This window comes from Pseudomonas putida (assembly GCF_028682455.1).
Lineage (GTDB): Bacteria > Pseudomonadota > Gammaproteobacteria > Pseudomonadales > Pseudomonadaceae > Aquipseudomonas > Aquipseudomonas putida_AA.
The window spans coordinates 725,283-748,823 of sequence record NZ_JANHLD010000001.1 but is presented as its reverse complement, the minus strand read 5'-3'; the positions used below and the strand labels follow the sequence as shown (position 1 = coordinate 748,823).

Below are 23,541 nucleotides of genomic sequence, written 5' to 3'. Positions count from 1 at the left end.
CAGAGGTTTCGCAGCATGGCCAATACCCCCTACCCTCAGTCCTACTACGCCGCATCGGCCAATCCGGTACCGCCGCGCCCGGCGCTGCAGGAAGAGGTACAGACCGATGTCTGCGTGATCGGCGCCGGCTACACCGGTCTGTCCAGCGCCCTGTTCCTGCTGGAGAGTGGCTTCAGCGTAACCGTCCTGGAAGCCGCCAAAGTCGGCTTCGGCGCCTCGGGCCGCAACGGTGGCCAGATCGTCAACAGTTATAGCCGTGACATCGACGTCATCGAGCGCACCGTCGGCCCCAAGCAGGCCCAACTGCTCGGCCAGATGGCCTTTGAAGGCGGTCGCATCATTCGTGAGCGCGTGGCCAAGTACAACATCCAGTGCGACCTTAAGGACGGCGGTGTTTTCGCAGCCCTGACCGCCAAGCAGATGGGCCACCTGGAGTCGCAAAAACGCCTGTGGGAACGTTTCGGCCATACCCAGCTGGAACTGATGGACCAGAAGCGCATCCGTGAAGTGGTCGATTGCGACCAGTACCTGGGCGGCATGCTCGACATGAGCGGCGGCCACATTCACCCATTGAACCTGGCCCTTGGCGAAGCCGCCGCGGTCGAGTCGCTGGGTGGCAAGATCTACGAGCAGTCCCCTGCGGTGCGTATCGAGCGTGGTGCCAACCCGGTCGTGCACACCCCGCAAGGTAAAGTGCGCGCCAAGTTCATCATCGTTGCCGGTAATGCCTACCTCGGCAACCTGGTACCGGAACTGGCCGCCAAGTCCATGCCATGCGGCACCCAGGTGATCACCACCGAGCCGCTGGGCGAAGACCTGGCTCGCCAGTTGCTGCCACAAGACTACTGCGTCGAAGACTGCAACTACCTGCTCGACTACTATCGCCTGACCGGCGACAAGCGCCTGATCTTTGGCGGCGGCGTGGTATACGGCGCGCGTGATCCAGCGAACATCGAAGCGATCATCCGTCCGAAGATGCTCAAGGCCTTCCCGCAGCTCAAGGACGTGAAGATCGACTACGCCTGGACCGGCAACTTCCTGCTGACCCTCTCGCGCCTGCCGCAAGTCGGCCGCCTGGGCGACAACATCTACTACTCCCAGGGTTGCAGTGGCCACGGCGTCACCTACACCCACTTGGCGGGCAAGGTACTGGCCGAAGCCCTGCGTGGCCAGGCCGAGCGTTTCGACGCCTTCGCCGAGCTGCCGCACTACCCGTTCCCGGGTGGCCAGATGCTGCGCGTACCGTTCAGCGCCCTGGGCGCCTGGTACTACAGCCTGCGCGACCGCCTGGGCTTCTAAGCCCGAGCCCGGCCGGCCCCGTCACTGCCCCAGCGCACTGACGGCCTGCCGGGCTGCTTGTTCCTGGCCCGCCTGGGCCAGGTCATTGGCCGCTTTCAGCCAGCGCTGGCGGTCTACCTGGGCTGGCAACTGGCCCGGCTGCTGCACCAGCACAGCCCAACTCCCCTCCTTGTTCCACGCCGATGTAAAGTCGTCGAAGTCCATCAGCATGCGCCGGTGATTACCGGTACGCAGCAGTACTCGCTGCTTGTAGCGATCGTAGCCGACCATCAAGGCGTAGCGCGGCTCGGCCCAGAAGGTCGACCCCTCGGAATAGCGCAACAGCACCGGATTCCCGGCCGACAACTGGGTCAGCAAGGCGTTGAGTTTCGGCTCCAGCGGATACACCACCATGCCGTATTGGCGAGCGACGTTCTGCATCGAGTCCTGCAGTTTGTCCACGCCCAGGGGCAGGCCCAACGGCTGCTCGAGCAGACCCGGGGTGATGCGCACCCCTTGTTGCGACAGCAGGGCTGCCAGCGCCATGGGCGCACTCTGGTTGGCATTGCCGCGGAAGAACGGCACCGAGCCGATTTCGACGCGCTGCGCCAAACCGTCCTTGATCGGGGCCGGTGGCTGGCTGGCACAGCCGGCCAGGGCAACAGCCAGCGCACAGGCCGTCAACAGGCGACGCGGGGAAAAGCATGAGAAAGACAGTGGCAGCATGAACACTCGCTTGTGCTGATGCCCGGCAGACAGCGCCCGGCCCTGGGTTGCGATCATAGGCTGGCCGGCGGTGCGGGTATAGCCCGACAGGGGCTTAGAACAAAGTAACCCAAGGGGCTAGACCATCGGTCAATGGCCTGCAACATGCCTTCGGCTAGACTACAGGGGTGTCCGCGTGGCGAGCATCATGGGCTGGCCAGGGACTTGAGGAGGCATACATGAGCCTGACTATGGCAATCATCATGCTGGTCGGCGCCTGGTTGAGCGTCGCCGCCGCCATGCTGTGGGGCGTCCTGCGGATTGCCCGCCGTCACCACCCGCACCATACCTTGCCGAAAAAGAGCAACGAGCCCGTACCTGCCCGGCGCAGCCGCCGGCAAGCCAACGCCCACTGAACCTGGAAAAACCTGTGGGAGCCAGCCTTGCTGGCTCCCACAGCGGTCCGGCTGATCAGCCTTCAGCAGCCTCACGCTTCAAGCGCGCCCGGCGCGACATGATGTTCAGCACTTCGATCGCCGTCGAGAACGCCATCGCCGCATACACATAACCTTTCGGTACATGGGCGCCGAAGCCTTCGGCGATCAGGGTCATGCCGATCATGATCAAGAAGCCCAGGGCCAGCATCACCACGGTCGGGTTGTCGTTGATGAACCGGGCCAGCGGGTCGGCCGCCACCAGCATCACGATCACGGCACTGACCACAGCGATGATCATGATCGGCAGGTGCTCGGTCATGCCCACGGCGGTAATGATACTGTCGATCGAGAAGACGATGTCCAGCACCAGGATCTGACCGATAGCGGCAGCAAAGCCCAGGGTGATGGTCGACGACGCCTTGGCTTCGGCCTGGGCGCGCGGATCGACGCTCTCGTGGATTTCCTTGGTCGCCTTCCACAGCAGGAACAGGCCACCGGCGATCAGGATCATGTCCTTCCAGGAGAAGGCATGGCCGAACACGTCGACCACAGGCTCGGTCAACTGGACGATCCAGGCCACCGTGCTGAGCAGGCCCAGACGCATCACCAGCGCCATGCTGATACCGATTCGGCGCGCCTTGGAACGAAATTCCTCGGGCAGCTTGTTGGTCAGGATAGAGATGAAAATCAGGTTATCGATGCCCAGCACGATCTCCATCGCCACCAGGGTGGCCAGGGCTACCCAGGCGGTCGGGCTTGCAGCGAGTTCCAGCAAATATTCCATGAATCAATCCTGAATCGAGGTAAGGGGTGGGTCAGATTTCTTGAGCGCTGTCGTCGCGCTCGGATTTTTCAGCCTTGTCGCCGCCCTGGGAGCCCGTGGCTTCACTCAGGGCCTGCTGGGCCGCATCGTTGGTTTTATCAATGGCTTCCTTGGCCGACTCGGCTGCCTGGTTGAGCATCTGCTGGGCGGACTTTTCCGCCTGCTCGCAACCGCTCATGGCCAGCAGGGCCAACAGCAACACCAAGGGTGTACCGATGGATTTGAAGTGAAGCATCTGTGGATCTCCATGCAAATGAATCAGTGCCTTATCACGGGCACCGTGATGGCTGGGGATTCTAAATATCTGGATACATCAGGAAAATTCGTATTTTCAGCAGTTATACTTCGGTTTTTACGAATCCGGACTCCGTAATGCTCAACTATCGACAGTTGCACTACTTCTGGGTGGTGGCCCGCACCGGCAGCATCGTGCGCGCCGGCGAGCAACTGAACCTGACGCCCCAGACCATCAGCGGGCAGATCAGCCTGCTTGAGCAAACCTACGGCATCGAGCTGTTTCGCCGGGTCGGCCGACAGCTGGAGCTGACCGAAAGCGGCCGTCAGGCCCTCACCTATGCCGAGCAGATGTTCCAGATTGGCGGCGAACTGGAGGCCATGCTGCGGGCGCGCCCGGATGAGCAGCAGATCCTGTTTCGGGTCGGGGTGGCCGATGTGGTGCCCAAGTCCATTGTCTACCGCCTGCTGGCGCCTACCATGGACATGGAAGACGCCCTGCGCCTGAGCTGCCGCGAAGACAAACTCGAACGCCTGCTGGCGGACCTGGCGATCCAGCGCCTGGACCTGGTGATCTCCGACAGCCCCATGCCCACTCACCTGGACATCAAGGGTTACAGCCAGAAGTTGGGCGAATGCGGGATCAGCTTTTTTGCCACCCCTATCCTGGCCGCCAGCCTTGGCCGCGACTTCCCGGCCTGCCTGCAGCATGCCCCGCTGCTGATTCCCGGGCAGGAAACCGTGGTGCGCAGCCGCCTGCTGCGCTGGTTCGCCGAGCAACAATTGCAACCCAGGATCGTCGGTGAGTTCGACGACAGCGCCTTGATGCAGGCCTTCGGGCAATCGGGCAGCGGAATTTTCATCGGCCCCAGCGTGATTGCCGATGAGGTGTGCAAGCAGTACGGCGTCGAACTGATCGGCCAGACCGACGCTGTGATCGAGTCGTTCTACGCCATCTCGGTGGAGCGCAAGGTCAAGCACCCGGGCATCATCGCTATCACCGAAGGCGCCCGGCGCCAGCTGTTCAACTGGTAGCGCGTATCCGCGCCAGGCCCAGCGCCAGCAGCACCGACAGACCGATCAGCAGCGCAGCGGCGTAACCCAGGCTGGCCAGCCCCAGGTGGTCGATCACCCGCCCGCCGATCACCGCGCCCAGGCCAATGCCGAGATTCGCCCCGGCGATGTTCAGCGAAGCGGCAAAGGCCGGCGCCTGGGGTGCAGCCTTGATCACCCGCACATGACTGACCAGAAACAACGCCGCCTGCGCCGCCCCCCAGATTGCCAGTGCCACGATCAGGCCATAGGTGGAATGAATGCTTGGCACCAGGGCAATCAACCCCACCAGCATCAGCGCGCAAAAACCTGCAGACGCCAGCAACGGGTGGCGATCCACGGCACGACCGCCCAGGCTGTTGCCAATCAGGCCCACTGCGCCAAAGCCCATCAGGTACCAGCCGACCCGCGCCCCGTCGAAGCCAGCCAGGCGCTCGAGGATATCGGCAAGGTAGGTGTAGGCGGTGAACATGCCGCTGAACACCAGCACCGACAGCAGCACATGCCCCTGCAGCAATCCGCTGCGCAGCAGCCCGAACTGGCCACGCAACGAGGTGACCTGGTTATGCCGTGGTGTACGCGGTAAATAGAGGTGCAGCAACAGTGCCTTGGCCAACGCCAGTACCGCGAGCAACGCAAACGCCGCGCGCCAGCCCAGGGCGTCGCCTACCAGGGTACCTACCGGAATACCGAACACCGTGGCACACACCACGCCAAAGCTGATCTTGGCAATGGCTCGCCCGGCATAGGCCGGGCCAACGATGTCTACTGCCGTTTCACTGGCCAGCGACCAGAACACCGGCAAGCCCAGCGCAGGCAGCAATCGCGCCAGACCCATCACATAGATGTTGGGAGCCACTGCCGCCAGGGCATTGCACGCGGCAAACAACAGCAGAATCCCCACAAACAAGCGCTTGCGCTCAAGGCGCGCGCACCAGGCGGTTAGAAAGGGACCGAAGCAGGCCACGGTAAAGGCAAACAGTGTAACCAGCAGCCCGGCCTGGGGGATGCTCACGGCCAGGTCGCGCGCGATGCCCGGCAACAGCCCGACGATCACGAACTCGGTGGTCAACACAGTGAAGCCAGCAGCAGCCAGCAACAGGATCGGCAGTAACATCTACACTCCAGAAGTTCTAAACATCCACGGCCTGCAGCCGTTTCAAGGGGGCGCGCATACTACACCCCGCGCGCGACCGACTGACACAGGACCGTCACCAAAAGTGGCTGCTGTGCTAAAGTCGCGCCCCTTTCACGGCCCTGAACGCCTGACGCCCGGTAATTCCGGCGTCGCGACGGGCTTGCAGCCCTCCTACAAGACCGAGAAATACCCGTCATGACACCCGTTCTAAAGCTGTTGAGCCGTATCAGCCTGGTGGTACAGATCATGATCGGCCTGGTGGCCGGTATCGCCCTGGCCCTGCTTGATCCCGAGATCGCCCTGAGCCTGGGCTTCATCGGCAAAGTATTTGTCTCTGCCCTCAAGGCCGTGGCACCGATCCTGGTGTTCATTCTGGTGATGGCCTCCATCGCCAACCATAAACATGGCACCGAAACCCACATTCGCCCGATTCTGGTCCTGTACCTGTTCGGCACGTTCGCGGCGGCCGTGGTCGCCGTCATCGCCAGCATGGCCTTCCCGTCGAACCTGGCGCTGAGCACCTCGGACGTCACCCTCAGTGCCCCTGGCGGCATCAGCGAAGTGCTGCAAAGCCTGCTGCTGAGCGTGGTCGACAACCCGGTGAACGCCCTGCTGAACGCCAACTTCATCGGCATCCTGGCCTGGGCTATCGGCCTGGGCGTGGCGATTCGTCATGCCGGGCAGACCACCCGCACCGTGGTCGAAGACTTGTCCAACGGCGTGACCCTGATCGTACGCGTGGTGATCCGTTTCGCACCGCTGGGTATTTTCGGCCTGGTGGCCTCGACCCTGGCCCAGTCGGGCCTGAACGCCCTGCTCGGCTACCTGCACCTGCTGGCCGTGCTGATCGGCTGCATGCTGTTCGTTGCGCTGGTGGTCAATCCGCTCATCGTGTTCTGGAAGATCCGCCGCAACCCTTACCCGCTGGTGCTGCTGTGCCTGCGCGAAAGCGGCATCACCGCGTTCTTCACCCGCAGCTCCGCCGCCAACATCCCAGTCAATCTGGCCCTGAGCGAGCGCCTGGGCCTGCACGAAGACACCTACTCGGTGTCGATCCCCCTGGGTGCGACCATCAACATGGCCGGCGCCGCCATCACCATCACCGTGCTTACCCTGGCCGCCGTACATACCCTGGGCATAGCCGTCGACATCCCCACCGCCATCCTCCTCAGCGTCGTGGCTGCCGTGTGCGCCTGTGGCGCTTCGGGCGTGGCCGGTGGTTCGCTGCTGCTGATCCCCCTGGCGTGCAGCCTGTTCGGCATTCCTAGCGAGATCGCCATGCAGGTGGTAGCCGTAGGCTTCATAATCGGTGTATTGCAGGACTCGGCGGAAACCGCGCTGAACTCCTCCACCGACGTGCTGTTCACCGCCGCGGCCTGCATGGCCGAAAAGCACAAGGCTGCCTGAACCTGGCACGCAGCCGGTGCGCACTGCACCGGCTGCTTGTGTTTTACCCTGTCGCGCCCCTAGGCTAGAGGCCTTACTTCGCATAGAGACAGGGTCATGTCCGACGATCAAGAATCCCCTTCCGAAGCCCGCTTCAACAGCACCGAGATCCGCGTCCTCGGTTCGCTGATCGAAAAACAGGCCACCAGCCCAGAAACCTACCCCCTGACCTTGAACGCCCTGGTGCTGGCCTGCAACCAGAAGACCAGCCGCGAGCCGGTGATGAACCTGAGCCAGGGCCAGGTCGGCCAGGCCTTGCGCAATCTTGAGGGCCAGGGCCTGACTCGCCTGCAGATGGGCAGCCGCGCCGACCGCTGGGAGCAACGAGTAGACAAGGCCCTGGAGCTGGTACCGGCGCAGGTAACCCTGCTCGGCCTGATGTTCTTGCGCGGCCCGCAAACCGTGAACGAACTGCTGACCCGCAGCAGCCGCATGCATGAGTTCGAAGATGCCGAGCAGGTGGTTCACCAGCTGGAGCGCCTGATTGCCCGTGGCTTCGCCTTGCACCTGCCGCGCCAGGCCGGGCAGCGGGAAGATCGCTATACCCATGCGCTGGGTGATCCGGCCGAGATCGACGCCATCCTTGCAGCGCGCCAGCAAGGGCCGGAGCGCAGTGGTGGCGCGGTATCGCTGGAACGCATCGAAGCACTGGAAGCCCGCATTGCCGCACTCGAAGAGCGCCTGGCCCAGCTGGAGTGACACTGTAGGAACGGGCTCGCCCCGCGATCGCGATCTATCGCGGAGCAAGCCCGGCATCTTGGGCAAACGCCACCGCCAGCTTCACCTGCTCCGGCGTCGGCCGCACCCCGGTATACAACACAAATTGCTCCAACGCCTGCAAGGCAATCACCTCAAGCCCGCTGATCACCGCCTTGCCCTGGCGCTCGGCCTCGGCGATCAACGGCGTGCGCGCCGGCATCGCCACCACATCGAACACCCATAGCGCTACTGCAATCGCCTCGCGGCTGAACGCCAGTTGCTCGGCCTCCACCCCGCCGGCCATGCCAATCGGCGTGACATTCACCAGCATCGGCGGGCACAGGTCACCCAGGTCTGCCTGCCAGCGATAGCCGCAGCTGTCGGCCAATTGCCGGCCAGCCTGCTCGTTGCGGGCCACGATAATGCCCTGGGTAAAGCCGGCATCACGCAGGGCGCTGGCCACCGCCTTGGCCATGCCGCCACTGCCCCGCAAGGCAAACGCCGTTGACGGATCGACCCGGTGCTGTTCAAGCAGCTGGCGCACCGCCAGGTAATCGGTGTTGTAGCCCTTGAGCGTACCGCCGTCGTTGACGAGGGTGTTGATCGACTCGATCGCCGCGGCCGAGGGGTCGATCTCATCGACCAGGGCCATACAGGCTTCCTTGTAAGGCATCGACACGCCACATCCACGAATCCCCAAGGCACGAATGCCATTCACCGCCGCTGGCAGGTCCTGGGTGGTCATGGCCTTGTAGTAGAAATCCAGGCCCAGCTGCTCATACAAGTGATTGTGAAAACGCACCCCGAAAGTGCCGGGGCGACCCGCCAGGGAGATACACAAGACGGTGTCTTTACCGGGAACGTGGGCCATTTGAAACTCCTTTGCGATCGAGCCGGCATTATGCACAGCACCCGCTTCTACCGTTGATCGACGCTTACAAAACCTTTACTCAGACGCACTGTGCAACGCTCGGTTCCACGCTACTACGATCCGCCGCCGGTCTACTACAGAGGCCACGCTGGTGAAGCCGGGTCGATGACAGTGATGAACACTATCGAGCCGGTTGATTTCAACCGGCCCGCCTCACCCCGTAAGGTAGGCCCATGAATCGCAGGAGAACCCCCATGGCACCTATCAGCATCATGTCCGTCATCGGCAGCGCCGTCCCCGCCCCCCTCAGGGCCCTGGGTCTGCTGGCCTGCTGGTACCTGGTCCGCGAAGGTGAGCAGGTGTCCGGCCCGCTGACGTCGCTGACCGATGCCCAGGCCCTTGCCAGCCGCTTGCAGTACCCGGGCATGCGCGCCTGAGGGTCAACCGTTTTTATCGTGCGTTGCTCCGCACAGCCCCCTTGCCCCGCCTTTTGGCGGGGCTTTTTATGGGCGGACGAAAGTCAGCTGGAATAAGTTTTTTCATCTGCACGATAGTGCTGCAACCCGATAGCGCGCCAAGCCTCTAACGCTTTATCTCTTTCTTCGCAGTCCATGACCGTCTCCGATAGCTGTTTCTCGGTAGAGATAAAGGCGGCCTGGAAGGTTCAGCGAAATTGAGGGCCCTCCACTGAGTGGGCTCCTCCCGGCTTAGTTAGAATGGTGAGCGACCAGCCAATGGCAACCTGCTAATCCAGCGCCCCGCTGAGAACTTCATAAATGATGCCAGTAGCTATCGCGACAAGTATCAGATCAGCCCCAGCCTGTTGCCACTCATATCCATCGTAACGTGGCAGGTGGCCAAGAAGCCTACCATCGAGCTTTTTTGCAATACCAGGAGGAAGCGGTTTTCCTCGCGCCAAGTTCTTCTGGATTCCAGGTGGTAGTGCTTGCCCCGGGCTCCAATAGTTGTGATAACTGCTCAGCACGCTCAGGACGCTGCCCCGATCAATGCTAGGGCCATGATCCCAGTCATTGTGCCCTGAGTTTTTGCCCTTGGCCCCGCCGCCCTCAGCGCCATGGTCTTGAACATTCTGCGGCTTCCCCTTTCCGCCGCCTTGACCTTTTCCATTACCGGGGTCAGCAAAGGCACTGGCTGAGCCTGTGACAAGGGCAACACTGGCAAGCAATGAAATCAGTGCTTTCGATTTGAGCATATCCGTTCTCTCATAAAGGGAAGCCCCCTCCAATGTAGACGACAATGTTGCAGGAAGTTCACTTGCCTCAAGACGTCTGAAAGACTGGCTTGTCAGCTCACTGCGATATTGCTAGTGTCGATCTATGACTAACTATTGCCTCACCTCGACTACCACCACCACGACCGCTGAAAGCGGAGCGTGCGAGGTGTCGTGAGCCAATAGCAGACGAACTTCAAAGGCCCGCCAGCGATGGACAGGGCCTTTTTTATGCCCTTGTGTCGCTGGCTCAAACGCAAGGAGATGCACCCATGTACGCCCTGTTGATACTCGATATGCAAGTCGGGCTTGTTCACGGCCCGGAAAAACCATGGCGCTGCGAAGAGTTGTTGGAAACAGTGAATACCCTGATGGACAAGGCACGCACCGCTGGCGCTCCGATTTTTCTCGCGCGCCACATCGGGCCCGCTGGATCTCCAATCGAACCAGACAGTCCGTTGACGATGGTTGCGCAGGAACTGAAACTTCTGGGTGGAGAGGTGGTATTCGAAAAACGGCGACCCAACGCCTTCGAAATGACCGACCTGGCGGACGATTTGCGGTCTCGCGGGGCTACCGGGGTGGTAATCACTGGCATGAAAACTCAGTACTGCGTCGACAGCACCTGCCGTGCTGCTCGTGATCTTGGCTTCGATGCGGTACTTGTCGCCGAAGGTCATACCTGTTCAGACACGCCAATGATGAAAGCCAAGGACATCGTTGCTCATCACAATGCAACTCTTGACGGCCCGTTCTGCCAGCTAGTTCGGGCTGAGGAGTGGAGCTTCTAGCACAGCCCGAAACTACGGGAATGCACATGACTTGCCGTAAGCGCTGGCACAATGTGACATTCCCGCACTTTAAATGGGACGTTAAGGGTCTGCTGTATAAAAGATGCGAACAGCGTCGCATCTGGTAATAGGCCTGGTTGAACTCAGCCAGTGACCGGGCCGAGTTGGCCAAGCTGGGCACGCAGCCATGGGTCCAGAATTAAGACAGGATTAAATCTTTTTCATGTTTGCCCCAGCAGATACAGGGCAATCGACAGCAACTCGGCCATACTCCAGAATGCAGCGGTTTTTTTGGGGGAAAACCCTTGCACAGCCAACGACATAACAACTTTTAGTGAGCCTCAACGTGAAAACCTCCCTTTCGATTCTAAGCCTGCTGCTGTTGCTCACGGGTACCGCCACTGTCACCCCGGCCGCTGCTGCGCAACCCCCGGCCCAGGTGCAACGCGATCCTGCCAAGTTGCACCTGGCTTCCGGCGCTGCGCTGCTGATCGATCTGCAGACCAACAAGGTGCTCTACGCCAACAATGCCGACCGGGTGGTGCCGATTGCCTCGGTGACCAAACTGATGACCGGCATGGTAGTGCTCGACGCCAAGCAGAACATGGACGAAATGCTTACGGTCACCATCGCCCAGAACAAGGAAATGAAAGGCGTGTATTCGCGGGTGCGGCTGGGTAGCCAGTTGAACCGCAAGGACATGCTGCTGATCACCCTGATGTCGTCGGAAAACCGCGCCGCGTCCACCCTGGCGCACAACTATCCAGGCGGCTACAACGCCTTCATCAAGGCGATGAACGCCAAGGCCAAGGCACTGGGCATGACCCAGACCCGCTATGTCGAGCCTACGGGGCTATCGCACAGCAATGTCTCCACCGCCCGGGACCTGGGCAAGTTGTTGATGGCCGCGCGCAACTATCCGATGCTCAGTGAGCTGAGCAGCACCCCGCAGAAGACCGTGGCGTTCCGTAAGCCCAACTACACCCTGGGCTTTCGCAACACCGACCACCTGGTCAACAAGAGCAACTGGGATATCAAGCTGACCAAGACCGGCTTCACCAACGAAGCCGGCCATTGCCTGGTGCTGCTGACCAAGATGGACAACCGCCCGGTGGCCATGGTGATTCTCGATGCCTTCGGCAAGTACACCCACTTCGCCGATGCCAGCCGCATGCGCCAATGGCTGGAAACCGGCAGTGCCAAGCCGGCGCCGGCGGTGGCCATGCGCTACAAGTCCGAGCGCAGCCAGAACCGCCCGGCGCTCGACTGACCCGCGTTGACCTCAGGCGCTGGTGCTGACCAGCGAACCTGAGCTTGCGCCGCCGCTCTCGGTCAAGGCCTTGACCAGTGCGGCGGTGGCCGCCCCCAATGCCGCCATGGTGGCGCCGATTGCCGACTGCGCCGCGGCAACGGCGGCGGCCTTGGCGGTTTCTTCCATCCGGCTGGCCATCACTTGCTGCAGGTGCTTCTGCTGCTCCTCCAGCTGCTTTTGCAGCTTCTCGATCATCTTGCGCAACTGCTTGACATGAGCCGGCTCCGAGTCGGTTCGCGGATCGCTGCTGTCACTGGCCTGCGCCTTGGAATTGCGCAGGCTGGACGGATCGACCACTACCTTTCCGGGCGCAACCTCTGCTGGCGGCTGATCTGCATTGATCGTCACCCGCGAACCTGCGGCGAGCGTGCTGCTTTGCAGTGGATTCCCGTTGAGCGTTACGGCACCGATGCCTGCCATGGTTTGATCTTCCTGAAGGGTACTTGGGATAGCGTACATATCGGCCGCCCCCGCTAGAACTTGAAGAGCAAACCCGACCAGCGCAGGACGTCCACCCGCGAAACAGAGCCTTAGTAAGAATTAGATACATTTTCTTGCAAATAAGCAGACGGGTTTTGCCCTGCTCATCCGTCCTTATAGAGACGGGTAACTTATCTGACGAGATCGGCTGCCCACCGTTCACCAATAAAAGACAGGCTCATGTCGAAAAAGTCACGCTCAAAAATCTGGTTCCTGGTCCATAGCTGGCTCGCGTTGCCGATCTGGTTTTTCGTGCTGATCGTGTGCTTTACCGGCACGTTGGCCGTGGTTAGCCAGGAAATCGTCTGGTTGGCCAACCCGGACGTGCGCGCCACCAAGCCAAGCCCCGATGCCGAACGCCTGAGCTTCCAGCAAGTGCTCGATGCCATGCAAAAGGCCGAACCGGAGATGGCCGTGCGCTTTATCAGCCAACCCGATGGCTCGCACTTCGCCCTGACCGCGGCGGTGACCTATCCCGACGGCAGTGCGCCGACGCTCTACGTCAACCCGTATACCGGGGCGATCCAGGGCAAGAGCCCGTCGTTCAACTTCGAAGGCTTCACCCGTGCCCTGCACGGTTGGTGGTTGGTGCCCTTCACCAACGGCTACAGCTGGGGCTGGTACCTGGTGTCGTTGCTCGGCCTGCCGATGCTGGCTTCGCTGGTGACCGGGCTTGTGGTGTACAAAAAATTCTGGAAGGGCTTTTTCAAGCTGCCACGTGCCAACCATGGCTCGCGGATTTTCTGGGGCGACCTGCACCGTTTGAGCGGGGTGTGGTCGATCTGGTTCATCGCGGTGATCTCCATTACCGGTACCTGGTTCTTGATCCAGGCGATCCTCGGCGACAACCACATCACCATTTCCACCGAGCCTGTAGTACCGGTGATTGCCCGTGAGGATGTACCGATCAACGCATCGGGCGCGCCAGCCCCGCGCATCGACCTCGATGAAGCCGAGCGCATCGCCAAGTCGCAGATTACCGGCCTCGATGTGAGCTTCATCCAGATGCCCGGCAACGCCTACTCGCACCTGTACCTGGGCGGTCGTGGCTGGTACCCGTTGATGTTCCAGACGGTCAACGTCAACCCGTACAACAGCAAGATCGAGGCGCAGTTCTTGATCGAAGACCGCTCGACCCTGGAGTTCGTCACCGAGTCGATGCGCCCGCTGCACACCGGCGATTTCGGCGGCCTGATCATCAAGCTGATCTGGGCATTCTTTGGCCTGGTGCTGTCGTTGATGGTGCTCAGCGGCCTGTTGATCTGGACCAAGCGTACCGCCCAGGCCACCGCCGCCGCCCTCAAGCGCAGCGAGCGCACCCCACGCAAACAGGCCGTTAGCGCCACCCCTGACACCGCCACGGAGACCAGCGTATGAGCAAGGCAGCCGTCCAGACCGCCAGCCCATTGAGCCGTTGGTGGCACAAGTGGCGTTTTCACCTGAACATTCTGTTGTTGCTGATACCCCTGGGCTTCATGCCCAAGTACTTCGCCGATGCTGCGCTGTTTCGTGGTGACAGCGGCCTGGGCGAGCGTGAGCTGGGCGATGTGCAAGTGGGTCGTTGGAGCGTGAAGCTGGCCGAGATGCGCGACGAAGCCCCGCGCCAGGATGGCCCGGCCGGCTACTTCAAGACCTTCAACCTGGCCCTTTGCCAAACCTGCATTCCCGAGGTCAAGGCCGTCTACCTGCGTATCGGCAAGCCGCGCAGCCTGCGCGCTGCCGGGACCATCTTCTTCGGCCCGCCCTACCGCATGAGCACCGGCCTGCCAGTCCCGACCAAGACCCGTCCGGACGCCGAGATCTGGATCACCCTCGAAGGCTGGGACGGCAGCATGCAGCAAGGCTCCATCCCGCTGGCCAAGGCCTCGCCGGCCACCGTGGCCTGGCTGAACAAACAAGGAGGCAAGTAATGACGTTTATCGCCCGCAGGCTGCTTGTGCCCCTGCTGTTGCTCGGCGCCGCCGGCCCGGCCCTGGCCCACAACCCGATGTGCGAGTGCAAGCCGATCGACGGCGAGCAGATCGAATGCACGGGCGGCTTCTCCGATGGCAGCGGTGCACCGGGCGTCACCCTGGATGTGATCGGCTACAACGAAGAGATCCTGGTGCCCGGCAAGCTTGGCGACAACTCCAAGCTGACCTTCAAGCGCCCTGATGGCGAATGGTATGTGCTGTTCGACGCGGGCCCCGGTCACGTGGTGGAAATCGACTACGCCGATATCGGTGAACCATGAGCCGGGTCCAGGTAGTGCGCCCGGCCGGCGCCGGGCATGAAACCCTTTACGTGCTGCTGGTGAGCCTGTTCATCCTGGCGGTGGCCGCCGGAGTGGTGGCGCTGCGCGGTGAGGATCACGACGAGGTCAGCATCGAGTCCCATCAGCTCGACGCCCGCCGCGATCTGAATGCCGCGGAGCAAGGGGTGTATGCCGACCTGCGGGTGGCCTTCGAGGAAATCCAGCTGCTGCGCGAAAGCGCCCCTGCACTGGTCGAGGTGGCGGTGCTGGCCGAGGAAGGCTTCCCACCCTTCGTGACCGATGCCAGCAGCGCCAGCCGTGGCGAGCATCGCTGGCAGTTGCTGGGCGAGCAGGCCTACCTGGGCCTGAGCCAGTCGCCGAGCGTAGCCGGCAGCTTCCTGCTGCTGGTGCCCAGCGCGCACGACGGCGCCGCCGATATCTGGCTGCAGCGCACGGCGAGCGCCGGTGCCCCTGCCGACCTCAGCCCCGCCGCCCTGATCGCTGCCGGCTGGCAACAGATCGCCGCCCACTACGACGCCGGTGTCACCCGCCAGCATCGCCACTGATACAAGGACGCCCCATGCTTCGCTCCGCCCTCGCCCGCCGTGTTCTGAGCCTGTTGATCGCCTGCGCCCTGCCGACCCTGGCCCTGGCCGACAACGGCAAGCCGCTGCGTATCGGCATCACCCTGCACCCCTACTACAGCTACGTGAGCAACATCGTCGGCGACAAGGCCGAGGTGGTGCCGCTGATCCCGGCAGGCTTCAACCCCCACGCCTATGAGCCGCGGGCCGAGGACATCAAGCGCATCGGCAGCCTCGACGTGGTGGTGCTCAACGGCATCGGCCACGACGACTTCGCCGACCGCATGATCGCCGCCAGCGAAAAGCCGCAGATCACCGTGATCGAATCGAACACCAACGTACCGCTGCTGGCGGCTACCGGTGTGGCCGCACGCGGCGCGGGCAAAGTGGTGAATCCGCATACCTTCCTGTCGATCAGCGCCAGCATCGCCCAGGTCAACAACATCGCCCGCGAGCTGGGCAAGCTCGACCCGGACAACGCCAAGTACTACAGCCAGAACGCCCGCGCCTATGCCAAGCGCCTGCGCAAGCTGCGCGCCGACGCCCTGGCCCAGGTGACCGAGGCGCCGGGGGCGGAGTTTCGCGTGGCCACCATCCACGCCGCCTACGACTACCTGGTGCGCGAGTTCGGCCTGGAAGTGACTGCCGTGGTCGAGCCTGCCCACGGCATCGAGCCAAGCCCGAGCCAGCTGAAAAAGACCATCGACCAGCTCAAGGCCCTGGACGTGAAGGTGATCTTCTCGGAGATGGACTTTCCGTCGGCCTATGTCGAGACCATCCAGCGCGAGTCGGGGGTGAAGATCTACCCGCTGACCCACATCTCCTACGGTGACTACAGCAAGGAGAAGTACGAAGTGGAAATGAAGCGCAACCTCGACACCGTGGTGCGCGCGATCAAGGAGTCCAAGGCATGACCGTGGCCGAAACCGTCGTCATCCTGCCCTGCGGGCCCGACATCGAATTTGCCGGCATCGACCTGACCCTGGGCCGCACGCGGATTCTCGACCAGGTCAGCTTCAAGGTCGCCGCCGGCAGCGTGCATGCGCTGGTCGGGCCCAATGGCGGCGGCAAGAGTTCGCTGATCAAGACGCTGCTGGGGCAGATGCCGCACCAGGGCCAGTTGACCCTGACCTGGCCAAGCGATGCGCAGATCATTGGCTACGTGCCCCAGGCGCTGGAGTTCGACCGAGGTCTGCCGTTGACAGTGGACGACTTCATGGCCGCCATGTGCCAGCGCCGCCCGGCCTTCCTCGGCCTGTCGCGCAAGGTGGCGCCGGCCATCGATGCGGCACTGGAGCGGGTCGGCATGCTCGACAAACGCAAGCGACGCATGGGCGCCCTCTCTGGTGGCGAGCGCCAGCGCGTGCTGCTGGCCCAGGGCCTGATCCCGGCCCCCCAACTGCTGGTGCTGGATGAACCGATGTCGGCGCTGGACGAAGCCGGTATCCAGGTGTTCGAGCGTTTGCTGCTGGACTGGCGCGCCGCCGGGACCACCGTGCTGTGGATCGAGCACGACCTGCAAGCGGTCACACGCCTGGCCGACCGGGTCACGGGCCTGAGCCGCCGCGTGCTGTTCGATGCCCCGCCCAAGCAAGCGCTGACCCCGGAGCGCCTGCTCGGCCTGTTCTCCATCCACCCGCGCAGCGAGAGCATCGCCTGATGAACTACGAAGAATTCCGCCTGCTGATCCAGGGCTGGGCCACCGCCGGCTACCTACCCGAAGCCCTGGCCTATGGCTTTGTGGTCAATGCCCTGCTGGCAGGCCTGATGATCGGCCCGGTGCTGGGCGGCCTGGGCACCCTGGTGGTGGTCAAGCGCTTTGCGTTCTTTTCCGAAGCGGTGGGCCATGCCGCGCTGACCGGCGTGGCCATCGGCATCCTGCTCGGCGAACCCTACACCGGCCCCTATGGCAGCCTGTTCGGCTACTGCCTGCTGTTCGGCATCCTGCTCAACTTCCTGCGCAACCGCACGGGGCTGTCACCCGACACCTTGATCGGCGTGTTCCTCTCGGTGTCGCTGGCGCTGGGGGCGAGCCTGCTGTTGATGCTGGCCGGCAAGATCAACGTACACATTCTCGAGAACGTGCTGTTCGGTTCGGTGCTCACCGTCAATGCCCAGGACCTGCTGGTGCTTGGCATCGTCGGCAGCCTGGTACTGGCACTGGCCTTGCCGCTGTACAACCGCATCATCCTGGCCAGCTTCAACCCACAGCTGGCAGCCGTGCGCGGCGTGGCGGTCAAGAGCCTGGACTACCTGTTCGTGGTGCTGGTGACCCTGGTGACCGTGGCCGCAGTGAAAGTGATCGGGGCGATCCTGGTGGGTGCCCTGCTGGTCATCCCGGCAGCGGCGGCGCGACTGATCAGCCAGTCGCTCAAGGTTTTTTTCTGGGCCTCGGTGCTGATCGCCACCCTGAGCACCCTGGTCGGCATCCTGCTGCCGATCGTCTTCGACCTGCCGGTGCCATCGGGTGCAGCGATCATCCTCGTCGCTGGCGCCTTCTTCGCCCTCGCCGCACTGGCGCGCGGCCTTGTTCCACGCCTGCAAGGAAACCCGGCATGACCTTCAAACTCCAGCACCTGTGCCTGGTCCTGGCGCTCGCCGGCCTGTCGCCCCTGAGCCTGGCCCAGAGCGCACCGGCTGCGGCCCCGCAGCAGGCCGCGACGACCACCGTCCTGGCCTCGCTGCCAGTCACCCATGCCCTGGCACTGGCCCTGCTCGACGGCACCTCCGTCAAACTGCAGCGCGCGGCACCGGCGAACATCCCGGCCTCGCGCCAGCCGTCCTACTTCAGTGGCCGGGGTGGCGCCAGCCTGCAAAAAATAGCGACCCAGGCCGATGCGGTGATTGCCCTGCGTTCGATCTGGAGTGACGACCCGCTCTACCCAATGGCCCGACGCAGCAACATCCGCATCGTCGAAATCGACGCGGCCCGCCCGGTGGACGGCGCCTTGCCGGGGATTGCCGTACAGGGCAGCAACGCCTTTGCCGGCTACCCCTGGCTGAACCCGACCAACCTTGGGCGCATGGCCGATGTGCTGGCCAACGACCTGGGGCGGTTGAGCCCGGGCGATCAACCGAAAATCCAGGCCAACCTTGCCAACCTCAAGCGCCAGCTACTGGAGCTGAGTGCTGGCAGTGAGTCGCGCCTCGCAGAGGCCGACAACCTCAGTGTGGTCAACCTCTCGGATCGCCTGGACTACCTGATCAGTGGCCTGAACCTGGACCTGATCGACCACCCGCGCGTGGCCGACGACCAGTGGGACGCCGCGGCGCTCAAGCAATTGGCAGATGAGCTCAAAGGCCAGGATGTGGCGTTGGTGATGCACCACAAGCAGCCGAGCAAAGAAGTGGTGGATGTGATTGCCGCTAGCGGTGCGAAGCTGCTGGTGATCGACACCGACCCGCAGGATACCCTGGCAGGGTTGAAGGCCAGCATCGAGCAAGTGGTGGGCGCATTGTAGGAGCGGGCTTGCCCCGCGATCCCGGAGGCCAGGCAACCTCGAAAGTGCAAGCTGTACTGGCCTCATCGCTGGCAAGCCAGCTCCCACAGGTACCGCGCAGACCGGCAAGAGCGCAGCGAATTGTGCTTTTGATCTGGATCTTGCTTTTGATCTTCAGGCCCCGTTAACCAGAGCCCTACGCAACCTGTCGACCTCAGTTACTTGCCGGGGGAAAGACTTCACCCCAGGCTCCCTCGGTCACTGAATACTCGGTGATCGGGTTTGGCGACCCGAACAAGTTAATACATCCCATGGCATCTCTTTACAGTGGGCGTGGCAGCTCCATAAGCAGGATCGGCGTAGCTCGCAAGAACACCACAGGCCAGCAGGGTGTCAGCGCTTCATGCAGCGCTCATAGCGCTCATCCACCCGGTTGGCGAACCAGGCCGTGGTCAACTTGCGGGTGATCTTCGGGCTCTTCAATTCAATGCCCGGCAGCTGCGCCCGCGGCAGCGCCTTACCCGCCTTGCCCTCGGCCAGCGCATACACCCCGCTGTACAACCGCGTCTCCTCGAACGCCAGGCTGTCGCCCTTCTCCAGCTGACTGCGGATGCTGGGGTTACGCAGATTCAACTGCTCTCCCAAGCGCCGCGCGGCCTTCTCGGTAGTACCCGGGAAAATCGCCCCCGGCGCAATCAAATCCCCGTCCAGGGCCAGGGTCACCCCGCTGGCCCGGCTCAGCGCACTCTGGAACGCCGCGTTGCGACTGGCGTACCACCCCGCGTTGAAGTCGGCAAAACGATACAGCTGGCGCTCGTAATGGCTGGGGTAGCCGAGCAAATGAGCGATGCCGAAGTACATCCCGCCACGGCGGCTGAACACCTCCTGGCGAATCGTCCCCGAATGGCTGTAGGGATAGCCCTGCGCGTTGCGTTCGGCAAATTCGATACTGACCTGCATCGGCCCACCGGTATGCACCGGGTTCAAGTCCCCCAGCAACGTGCGCCCCAGCGGCACCGTACTGATCAAGTCATCGAAGATCGCGCTGAGTTGTTTTTCACTGCGCACCACATTGAGCCGCTGGCTGTAGGTCTGGCCGTTGGGCGAGCGTGTCTGCAACGCCGCGTTCACCAGCATCTGCGGAATATGCAGACTGGCGGCGCGACGGTCGATTTCTGTACGGGCAATGCGGCCAAGCCCTGGCACTTGCGGATCGGCCTGGAAGGTCGACTCCTGCTCGGTCACCGCCAGCACGGCGCACAGGTTGGAACGGCTGGGGGTGATGTTCTGCGCGGTAAAGGCCGTCTGAATATCCCGGGCCCAGCCTTCACGGTCGTTGGCGGCTGCCGGCAACAAGCGCAGGATCTGCGCGCGCACCTTGGCCGGGTCTTCCTCCGGTGCCTCGCGCTGCGTGACGCAGCCCTGCACCGTCAGCAGCACAACAATCGCCAACATCAATCCCCTGACCCGCATGTACCGCCCTCGCCTCGTGCCTTGACAGCAGCACAGTAGCGAGGGCCGGGACCGACTGCAATCAAGCACCGCTACTTACTGGAAGTCGAAAAGGTACGACACCGGCATGGTCGAGCATGGCCTGCGGGGCGATGCTGGGCGCACTCGGCTTTTCACACGGCGGGACTCAAGCATCCCCCGGCACGATGAAGTTCTTGCTGATAGCGCGGAACTGCTCATGCGTTGAACTTTGCATCCACTCGAACAACACCATCTCGCGGGTAACGATCTGCGCCCCGGCGTCGCGCATGCGGGCGATACCGGCCGCCTTGCTGGCGCTGCTGCGGCTGTCGCAAGCGTCTTCGACCACGAACACCTGCTTGCCAAGTTCGCGCAGGCCAAGCACGGTTTGCAGCACGCACACGTGGGTTTCCATACCGCAGACGATCACTTGCTCGCGGGCCAGCAGCGAGGCCGGCAGGCAGTTGGCGGCAACACAGGAGAAGTGCTGTTTTTCCACCACCTCGGCATCGGGCGAGGCCTCGATCAGCGCCGCCACGGTGTGGCCCAAACCTTTGGGGTACTGCTCGGAGAACACCGTGGGCACGCCCAGCAGGTGCGTGGCTGCCAGTAGCCAGCGGGTGCGGGCCAGGGTGCCGGCCGGGTCGCTGACCGCGCCAATGAGCTTGTCCTGCACATCAATGACCAGCAGGCTGGCCTGGTTGGGCTTGATCAACATCCCTTGCACCTCGTCATGAGTGAGCCGTCAAGGCTCGCCCACCACGCCCATGGCGTCAATGCCCGGGGCGACAGCCGATGAATCTCACAGGGGGCAAGGCGGCCGCAAGCGACAGTCATCTCACCCCGGACTGGAAAAATTCGTCGCAAAGCCCCATCCTCCCCGACTTTTTTCACGCTCACCTCGCCAAGGACCCTGTTTATGCAAGCCCAACCCCTGACCCCCAGCGAGTTCGAGTTCATCGAGGACACCTTGCTCAAGTACGGCGACGACCACTCCGTGCTCAACCCCTCCGAGCTTGACGGTTACTTCACGGCGCTGGTCTCAAGCCCCGCGCAGGTGGATATCGCCGAATGGTTCCCGGCCATCTGGGGCGGCAAAACTCCGGAGTGGCAAAAGCCTGAAGAGTGCCGGCGTTTCATCGATCTCTGCGTGCGCCACCTCAACACCCTGGCCAGCCAGCTGGCAACCGCGCCCGAGACGTTCAAGGCGCGCTTCGAGCAAACCGAACACCGCGGCCAGCCACTGACCCTGGCCGAGGAATGGTGCTTCGGTTATGTGCGTGGCGTGGCCGTGGGCAACTGGCCGGCGCTCAGCGAGGCACTGGCGAGCCGCCTGCAACTGATCGCCGACTGCGCCGAGCAGGACAACTACGAACTGCCGGTGGATTTCGACGTGGTGCTGCATCGCCAACGCGTGGCGGCCATCGAGCCGGCTGCACGAGCATTGCATGACCATTGGGTGACGCAACGCTGACCGGTAGGAGCGGGCTTGCCCCACGATGCAATGTGCCTTACAGATTGCTATCGCCGGACAAGCCCGCTCCTGCAGCACCAAGGATGGCTATAGTCATTGACTGACTCGCCCATCCGACTCCTTACAGAGAGGTGCCCGCCATGCTCACCATCGGCTACGCAGCACAAACCCCGCAGGCGCCTTTGGCGCCATTCACCTTCCAGCGCCGCAGCCTGCGTCCCAACGACGTGGCCATGCAGATCCTCTACTGCGGAGTGTGCCACTCCGACCTGCACCAGGCCCGGGATGACTGGGGCATCAGCCGCTATCCGATCGTTCCCGGCCACGAAATAATCGGCCGGGTGACCGACATCGGCAGCGCCGTCACCCGCTACAAGGTTGGCGACGCCGTGGCCGTCGGCTGCATGGTCGACTCCTGCCAACAGTGCGATCAGTGCCGCAAAGGCGAAGAACAACTGTGCCGCGAGAACAACACCCAGACCTACAACGGCCTGGACCGCATCACCAGGGAGCCCACCTACGGCGGCTACTCCAAGCACCTGGTGGTACGCGAAGAGTTCGTGCTGCGCGTCCCCGACGGCCTGGACCTGGCCAAGGCCGCCCCGCTGCTGTGCGCCGGCATCACCACCTACTCGCCCCTGCGCACCTGGAACGTCGGCCCCGGCAGTCGCGTGGCGGTGGTCGGCCTGGGTGGCCTGGGCCACATGGCGGTGAAACTTGCAGCTGGGCTGGGCGCCTTCGTCACCGTCCTCAGCCGCACCCCCGACAAACTCGCCGACGCCCTGGAACTGGGTGCCGACAACCTGCTGGTATCGACCGACGCCAAGGCCATGGCCGCTGCACGCTCGAGTTTCGACCTGATCATCGACACCATTCCCGTGCGCCACGACGTATCACCGTACATGGCGCTGCTGGACGTCGACGCCACACTGGTAATCGTCGGCCAGGTCGGTCCCATCGACGAACAACTCACCGTGCCCTTCATTCTTGGCCGCCGACGCCTGGCCGGGTCGCCCATTGGCGGAATCGCCCAGACCCAGGAAATGCTCGACTTCTGCGCCCGCAAGAACATCCTGCCGGATTGCGAAATGATCCGCATGGACCAGATCAACGAAGCCTTCGAGCGCATGGAACGCTCGGATGTGCGCTACCGCTTCGTCATTGACATGGCCAGCCTGGACGACGCCGCCACCGCTTGAAAACCACCGCCGCCTGCCTGCGATTGCCCGCGAGGCGGCCGCAGGCCGGTCACCCACAAACCGCCGGATGCCCGACTATCTTCCAGCACTGGACATCAATGATGGCCAATTAGTAGCATCGCACTCCAAAAACCATGTTGTCCTACAAAAAAGCCAGCCAGGGAGGCTCAATGTCCACCATCGTCCACCGCCCGATCCACGTCTCACTCCGCCCCACCCTCACCTGGACCGACACCTGGCAAGGCCCGGACAACGGCTTGATCCGCTGCTGGGAAATCGGCCGTGAACGCGCCCTCAAACACCCGGAAATCGCCCAACGCTGCCTGGCCGGCGAACTCCCCGTACTGGGCTGGAAAGGCGGTGTCGAACGCACTCTGAAAAAGCGTGAAAAATACGGTTCGCTCAAATACCTCGCCCAATGGCAAGGCCTGCGCGGCGAAGACCTGCAGATCGACACCAGCACCGAGGTGACCTTGAACTGCGCGCGCACCGGCATGGTGGTGACCTTCACCCCGGATGCGGCGAAGTACTACAACCCGCAGCTTGAGATGGAAGAGTAAGGAGTACCGCTTCATGGTCGACTTGCACCAAGAGTTCCAGAACAGCCGCTGCGGAACTGCTTGAAGTGTTCAGCAATTTA

Annotated in this window: 28 protein-coding genes; 19 read left to right on the top strand and 9 right to left on the bottom strand. The window is 62.8% G+C overall.

The genetic code is table 11. The features are described from left to right. The first annotated feature begins 15 nt into the window (after positions 1-15). Positions 16-1,299, top strand: a complete 1,284-nt coding sequence (locus NPS58_RS03580) for an NAD(P)/FAD-dependent oxidoreductase (RefSeq protein WP_274113597.1) — start codon at positions 16-18, stop codon at positions 1,297-1,299. A gap of 21 nt (positions 1,300-1,320) precedes the next feature. Here the strand turns inward: NPS58_RS03580 and NPS58_RS03575 are convergent, their stop codons facing one another. After that, positions 1,321-2,061 carry a peptidase C39 family protein gene (locus tag NPS58_RS03575; RefSeq protein ID WP_274113595.1) on the bottom strand — a complete coding sequence of 247 codons (741 nt, stop codon included), beginning with the start codon at positions 2,059-2,061 and terminating at the stop codon, positions 1,321-1,323. 161 nt (positions 2,062-2,222) lie between these two features. On the opposite strand from NPS58_RS03575, the gene NPS58_RS03570 reads away from it, so the two are divergent. Next, the gene (locus NPS58_RS03570; protein WP_274113593.1) at positions 2,223-2,399 is read left to right on the top strand and encodes a hypothetical protein; all 177 of its coding nucleotides are present in this window, start codon (positions 2,223-2,225) and stop codon (positions 2,397-2,399) included. A gap of 55 nt (positions 2,400-2,454) precedes the next feature. On the opposite strand, the gene NPS58_RS03565 is transcribed toward NPS58_RS03570, so the two are convergent. Together NPS58_RS03565 and NPS58_RS03560 are read right to left on the bottom strand one after the other, a co-directional pair. Further along, positions 2,455-3,204 carry a TerC family protein gene (locus tag NPS58_RS03565; RefSeq protein WP_274113591.1) on the bottom strand — a complete coding sequence of 250 codons (750 nt, stop codon included), beginning with the start codon at positions 3,202-3,204 and terminating at the stop codon, positions 2,455-2,457. Between the two features lie 31 nt (positions 3,205-3,235). Then, entirely contained in the window at positions 3,236-3,478 is a 243-nt protein-coding gene (locus NPS58_RS03560; RefSeq protein ID WP_274113589.1) for a hypothetical protein, read from the bottom strand. A 137-nt stretch (positions 3,479-3,615) separates the two neighbouring features. Between NPS58_RS03560 and nhaR the strand changes: the two genes are divergently transcribed. Further along, a complete protein-coding gene (gene nhaR / locus NPS58_RS03555; protein WP_274113588.1) occupies positions 3,616-4,512 on the top strand; it encodes a transcriptional activator NhaR in 897 nt (298 codons plus the stop codon). Here nhaR and NPS58_RS03550 read toward each other — a convergent pair. Then, complete coding sequence (locus tag NPS58_RS03550) at positions 4,502-5,647, bottom strand: MFS transporter (protein WP_274113586.1); 1,146 nt, start codon at positions 5,645-5,647, stop codon at positions 4,502-4,504. The genes nhaR and NPS58_RS03550 overlap by 11 nt on opposite strands. 216 nt (positions 5,648-5,863) lie before the next feature. Here NPS58_RS03550 and sstT point away from each other — a divergent pair, with 216 nt between their 5' ends. After that, a complete protein-coding gene (gene sstT, locus NPS58_RS03545) occupies positions 5,864-7,075 on the top strand; it encodes a serine/threonine transporter SstT (RefSeq protein ID WP_274113584.1) in 1,212 nt (403 codons plus the stop codon). 96 nt (positions 7,076-7,171) lie between these two features. Then, on the top strand, positions 7,172-7,813 hold the full coding sequence (locus tag NPS58_RS03540) for a YceH family protein (protein ID WP_274113582.1): 642 nt from the start codon (positions 7,172-7,174) through the stop codon (positions 7,811-7,813). A 34-nt stretch (positions 7,814-7,847) separates the two neighbouring features. On the opposite strand, the gene NPS58_RS03535 is transcribed toward NPS58_RS03540, so the two are convergent. Then, positions 7,848-8,684 (bottom strand): shikimate 5-dehydrogenase, encoded by an 837-nt coding sequence (locus NPS58_RS03535; RefSeq protein ID WP_274113580.1) that lies wholly within the window; start codon positions 8,682-8,684, stop codon positions 7,848-7,850. A 254-nt stretch (positions 8,685-8,938) separates the two neighbouring features. Between NPS58_RS03535 and NPS58_RS03530 the strand changes: the two genes are divergently transcribed. After that, positions 8,939-9,121 (top strand): hypothetical protein, encoded by a 183-nt coding sequence (locus tag NPS58_RS03530; RefSeq protein ID WP_274113578.1) that lies wholly within the window; start codon positions 8,939-8,941, stop codon positions 9,119-9,121. A gap of 308 nt (positions 9,122-9,429) precedes the next feature. Here NPS58_RS03530 and NPS58_RS03525 read toward each other — a convergent pair whose 3' ends face one another. Next, positions 9,430-9,897, bottom strand: a complete 468-nt coding sequence (locus tag NPS58_RS03525; protein ID WP_274113576.1) for an anti-virulence regulator CigR family protein — start codon at positions 9,895-9,897, stop codon at positions 9,430-9,432. A gap of 290 nt (positions 9,898-10,187) precedes the next feature. Here NPS58_RS03525 and NPS58_RS03520 point away from each other — a divergent pair, with 290 nt between their 5' ends. Next, a complete protein-coding gene (locus NPS58_RS03520) occupies positions 10,188-10,706 on the top strand; it encodes an isochorismatase family protein (protein WP_274113574.1) in 519 nt (172 codons plus the stop codon). 346 nt (positions 10,707-11,052) lie between these two features. Further along, positions 11,053-11,976, top strand: a complete 924-nt coding sequence (gene pbpG, locus NPS58_RS03515) for a D-alanyl-D-alanine endopeptidase (protein WP_274113572.1) — start codon at positions 11,053-11,055, stop codon at positions 11,974-11,976. Positions 11,977-11,988: 12 nt separating this feature from the next. On the opposite strand, the gene NPS58_RS03510 is transcribed toward pbpG, so the two are convergent. After that, positions 11,989-12,438, bottom strand: a complete 450-nt coding sequence (locus tag NPS58_RS03510) for a hypothetical protein (protein WP_274113570.1) — start codon at positions 12,436-12,438, stop codon at positions 11,989-11,991. Between the two features lie 240 nt (positions 12,439-12,678). Between NPS58_RS03510 and NPS58_RS03505 the strand changes: the two genes are divergently transcribed. From NPS58_RS03505 to NPS58_RS03470, 8 genes are read left to right on the top strand one after another with little or no spacing between them, the layout of a single operon-like run. After that, positions 12,679-13,875 carry a PepSY-associated TM helix domain-containing protein gene (locus tag NPS58_RS03505; protein WP_274113568.1) on the top strand — a complete coding sequence of 399 codons (1,197 nt, stop codon included), beginning with the start codon at positions 12,679-12,681 and terminating at the stop codon, positions 13,873-13,875. Further along, on the top strand, positions 13,872-14,408 hold the full coding sequence (locus NPS58_RS03500) for a thiamine pyrophosphate-binding protein (protein WP_274113566.1): 537 nt from the start codon (positions 13,872-13,874) through the stop codon (positions 14,406-14,408). Before NPS58_RS03505 ends, NPS58_RS03500 begins: the two co-directional genes overlap by 4 nt. Further along, positions 14,408-14,731 carry a hypothetical protein gene (locus NPS58_RS03495; RefSeq protein ID WP_274113564.1) on the top strand — a complete coding sequence of 108 codons (324 nt, stop codon included), beginning with the start codon at positions 14,408-14,410 and terminating at the stop codon, positions 14,729-14,731. The genes NPS58_RS03500 and NPS58_RS03495 overlap by 1 nt, the downstream gene beginning before the upstream one ends. Beyond that, the gene (locus NPS58_RS03490) at positions 14,728-15,297 is read left to right on the top strand and encodes a DUF6162 family protein (protein ID WP_274113562.1); all 570 of its coding nucleotides are present in this window, start codon (positions 14,728-14,730) and stop codon (positions 15,295-15,297) included. The genes NPS58_RS03495 and NPS58_RS03490 overlap by 4 nt, the downstream gene beginning before the upstream one ends. A gap of 14 nt (positions 15,298-15,311) precedes the next feature. Beyond that, complete coding sequence (locus NPS58_RS03485) at positions 15,312-16,229, top strand: metal ABC transporter substrate-binding protein (RefSeq protein WP_274113560.1); 918 nt, start codon at positions 15,312-15,314, stop codon at positions 16,227-16,229. Then, the gene (locus NPS58_RS03480) at positions 16,226-16,975 is read left to right on the top strand and encodes a metal ABC transporter ATP-binding protein (protein WP_274113558.1); all 750 of its coding nucleotides are present in this window, start codon (positions 16,226-16,228) and stop codon (positions 16,973-16,975) included. Before NPS58_RS03485 ends, NPS58_RS03480 begins: the two co-directional genes overlap by 4 nt. Further along, positions 16,975-17,874 (top strand): metal ABC transporter permease, encoded by a 900-nt coding sequence (locus NPS58_RS03475; RefSeq protein ID WP_274113556.1) that lies wholly within the window; start codon positions 16,975-16,977, stop codon positions 17,872-17,874. The genes NPS58_RS03480 and NPS58_RS03475 overlap by 1 nt, the downstream gene beginning before the upstream one ends. Further along, positions 17,871-18,776, top strand: coding sequence for a metal ABC transporter solute-binding protein, Zn/Mn family (locus NPS58_RS03470; protein ID WP_274113554.1), 906 nt, complete (start codon positions 17,871-17,873; stop codon positions 18,774-18,776). The genes NPS58_RS03475 and NPS58_RS03470 overlap by 4 nt, the downstream gene beginning before the upstream one ends. A gap of 372 nt (positions 18,777-19,148) precedes the next feature. Here the strand turns inward: NPS58_RS03470 and NPS58_RS03465 are convergent, their stop codons facing one another. After that, the gene (locus tag NPS58_RS03465; protein ID WP_274113552.1) at positions 19,149-20,210 is read right to left on the bottom strand and encodes a DUF1615 domain-containing protein; all 1,062 of its coding nucleotides are present in this window, start codon (positions 20,208-20,210) and stop codon (positions 19,149-19,151) included. Positions 20,211-20,394: 184 nt separating this feature from the next. Continuing rightward, the gene (locus NPS58_RS03460) at positions 20,395-20,946 is read right to left on the bottom strand and encodes a hydrolase (RefSeq protein ID WP_274113550.1); all 552 of its coding nucleotides are present in this window, start codon (positions 20,944-20,946) and stop codon (positions 20,395-20,397) included. 201 nt (positions 20,947-21,147) lie between these two features. Here NPS58_RS03460 and NPS58_RS03455 point away from each other — a divergent pair, with 201 nt between their 5' ends. The 3 genes from NPS58_RS03455 (at position 21,148) to NPS58_RS03445 (ending at position 23,461) form a co-directional block, all read left to right on the top strand. Continuing rightward, positions 21,148-21,702 carry a UPF0149 family protein gene (locus NPS58_RS03455; protein WP_274113548.1) on the top strand — a complete coding sequence of 185 codons (555 nt, stop codon included), beginning with the start codon at positions 21,148-21,150 and terminating at the stop codon, positions 21,700-21,702. A gap of 140 nt (positions 21,703-21,842) precedes the next feature. Then, complete coding sequence (locus NPS58_RS03450) at positions 21,843-22,901, top strand: NAD(P)-dependent alcohol dehydrogenase (protein WP_274113546.1); 1,059 nt, start codon at positions 21,843-21,845, stop codon at positions 22,899-22,901. A gap of 170 nt (positions 22,902-23,071) precedes the next feature. Further along, positions 23,072-23,461, top strand: coding sequence for a hypothetical protein (locus NPS58_RS03445; protein ID WP_274113544.1), 390 nt, complete (start codon positions 23,072-23,074; stop codon positions 23,459-23,461). Positions 23,462-23,541 lie beyond the last annotated feature (80 nt).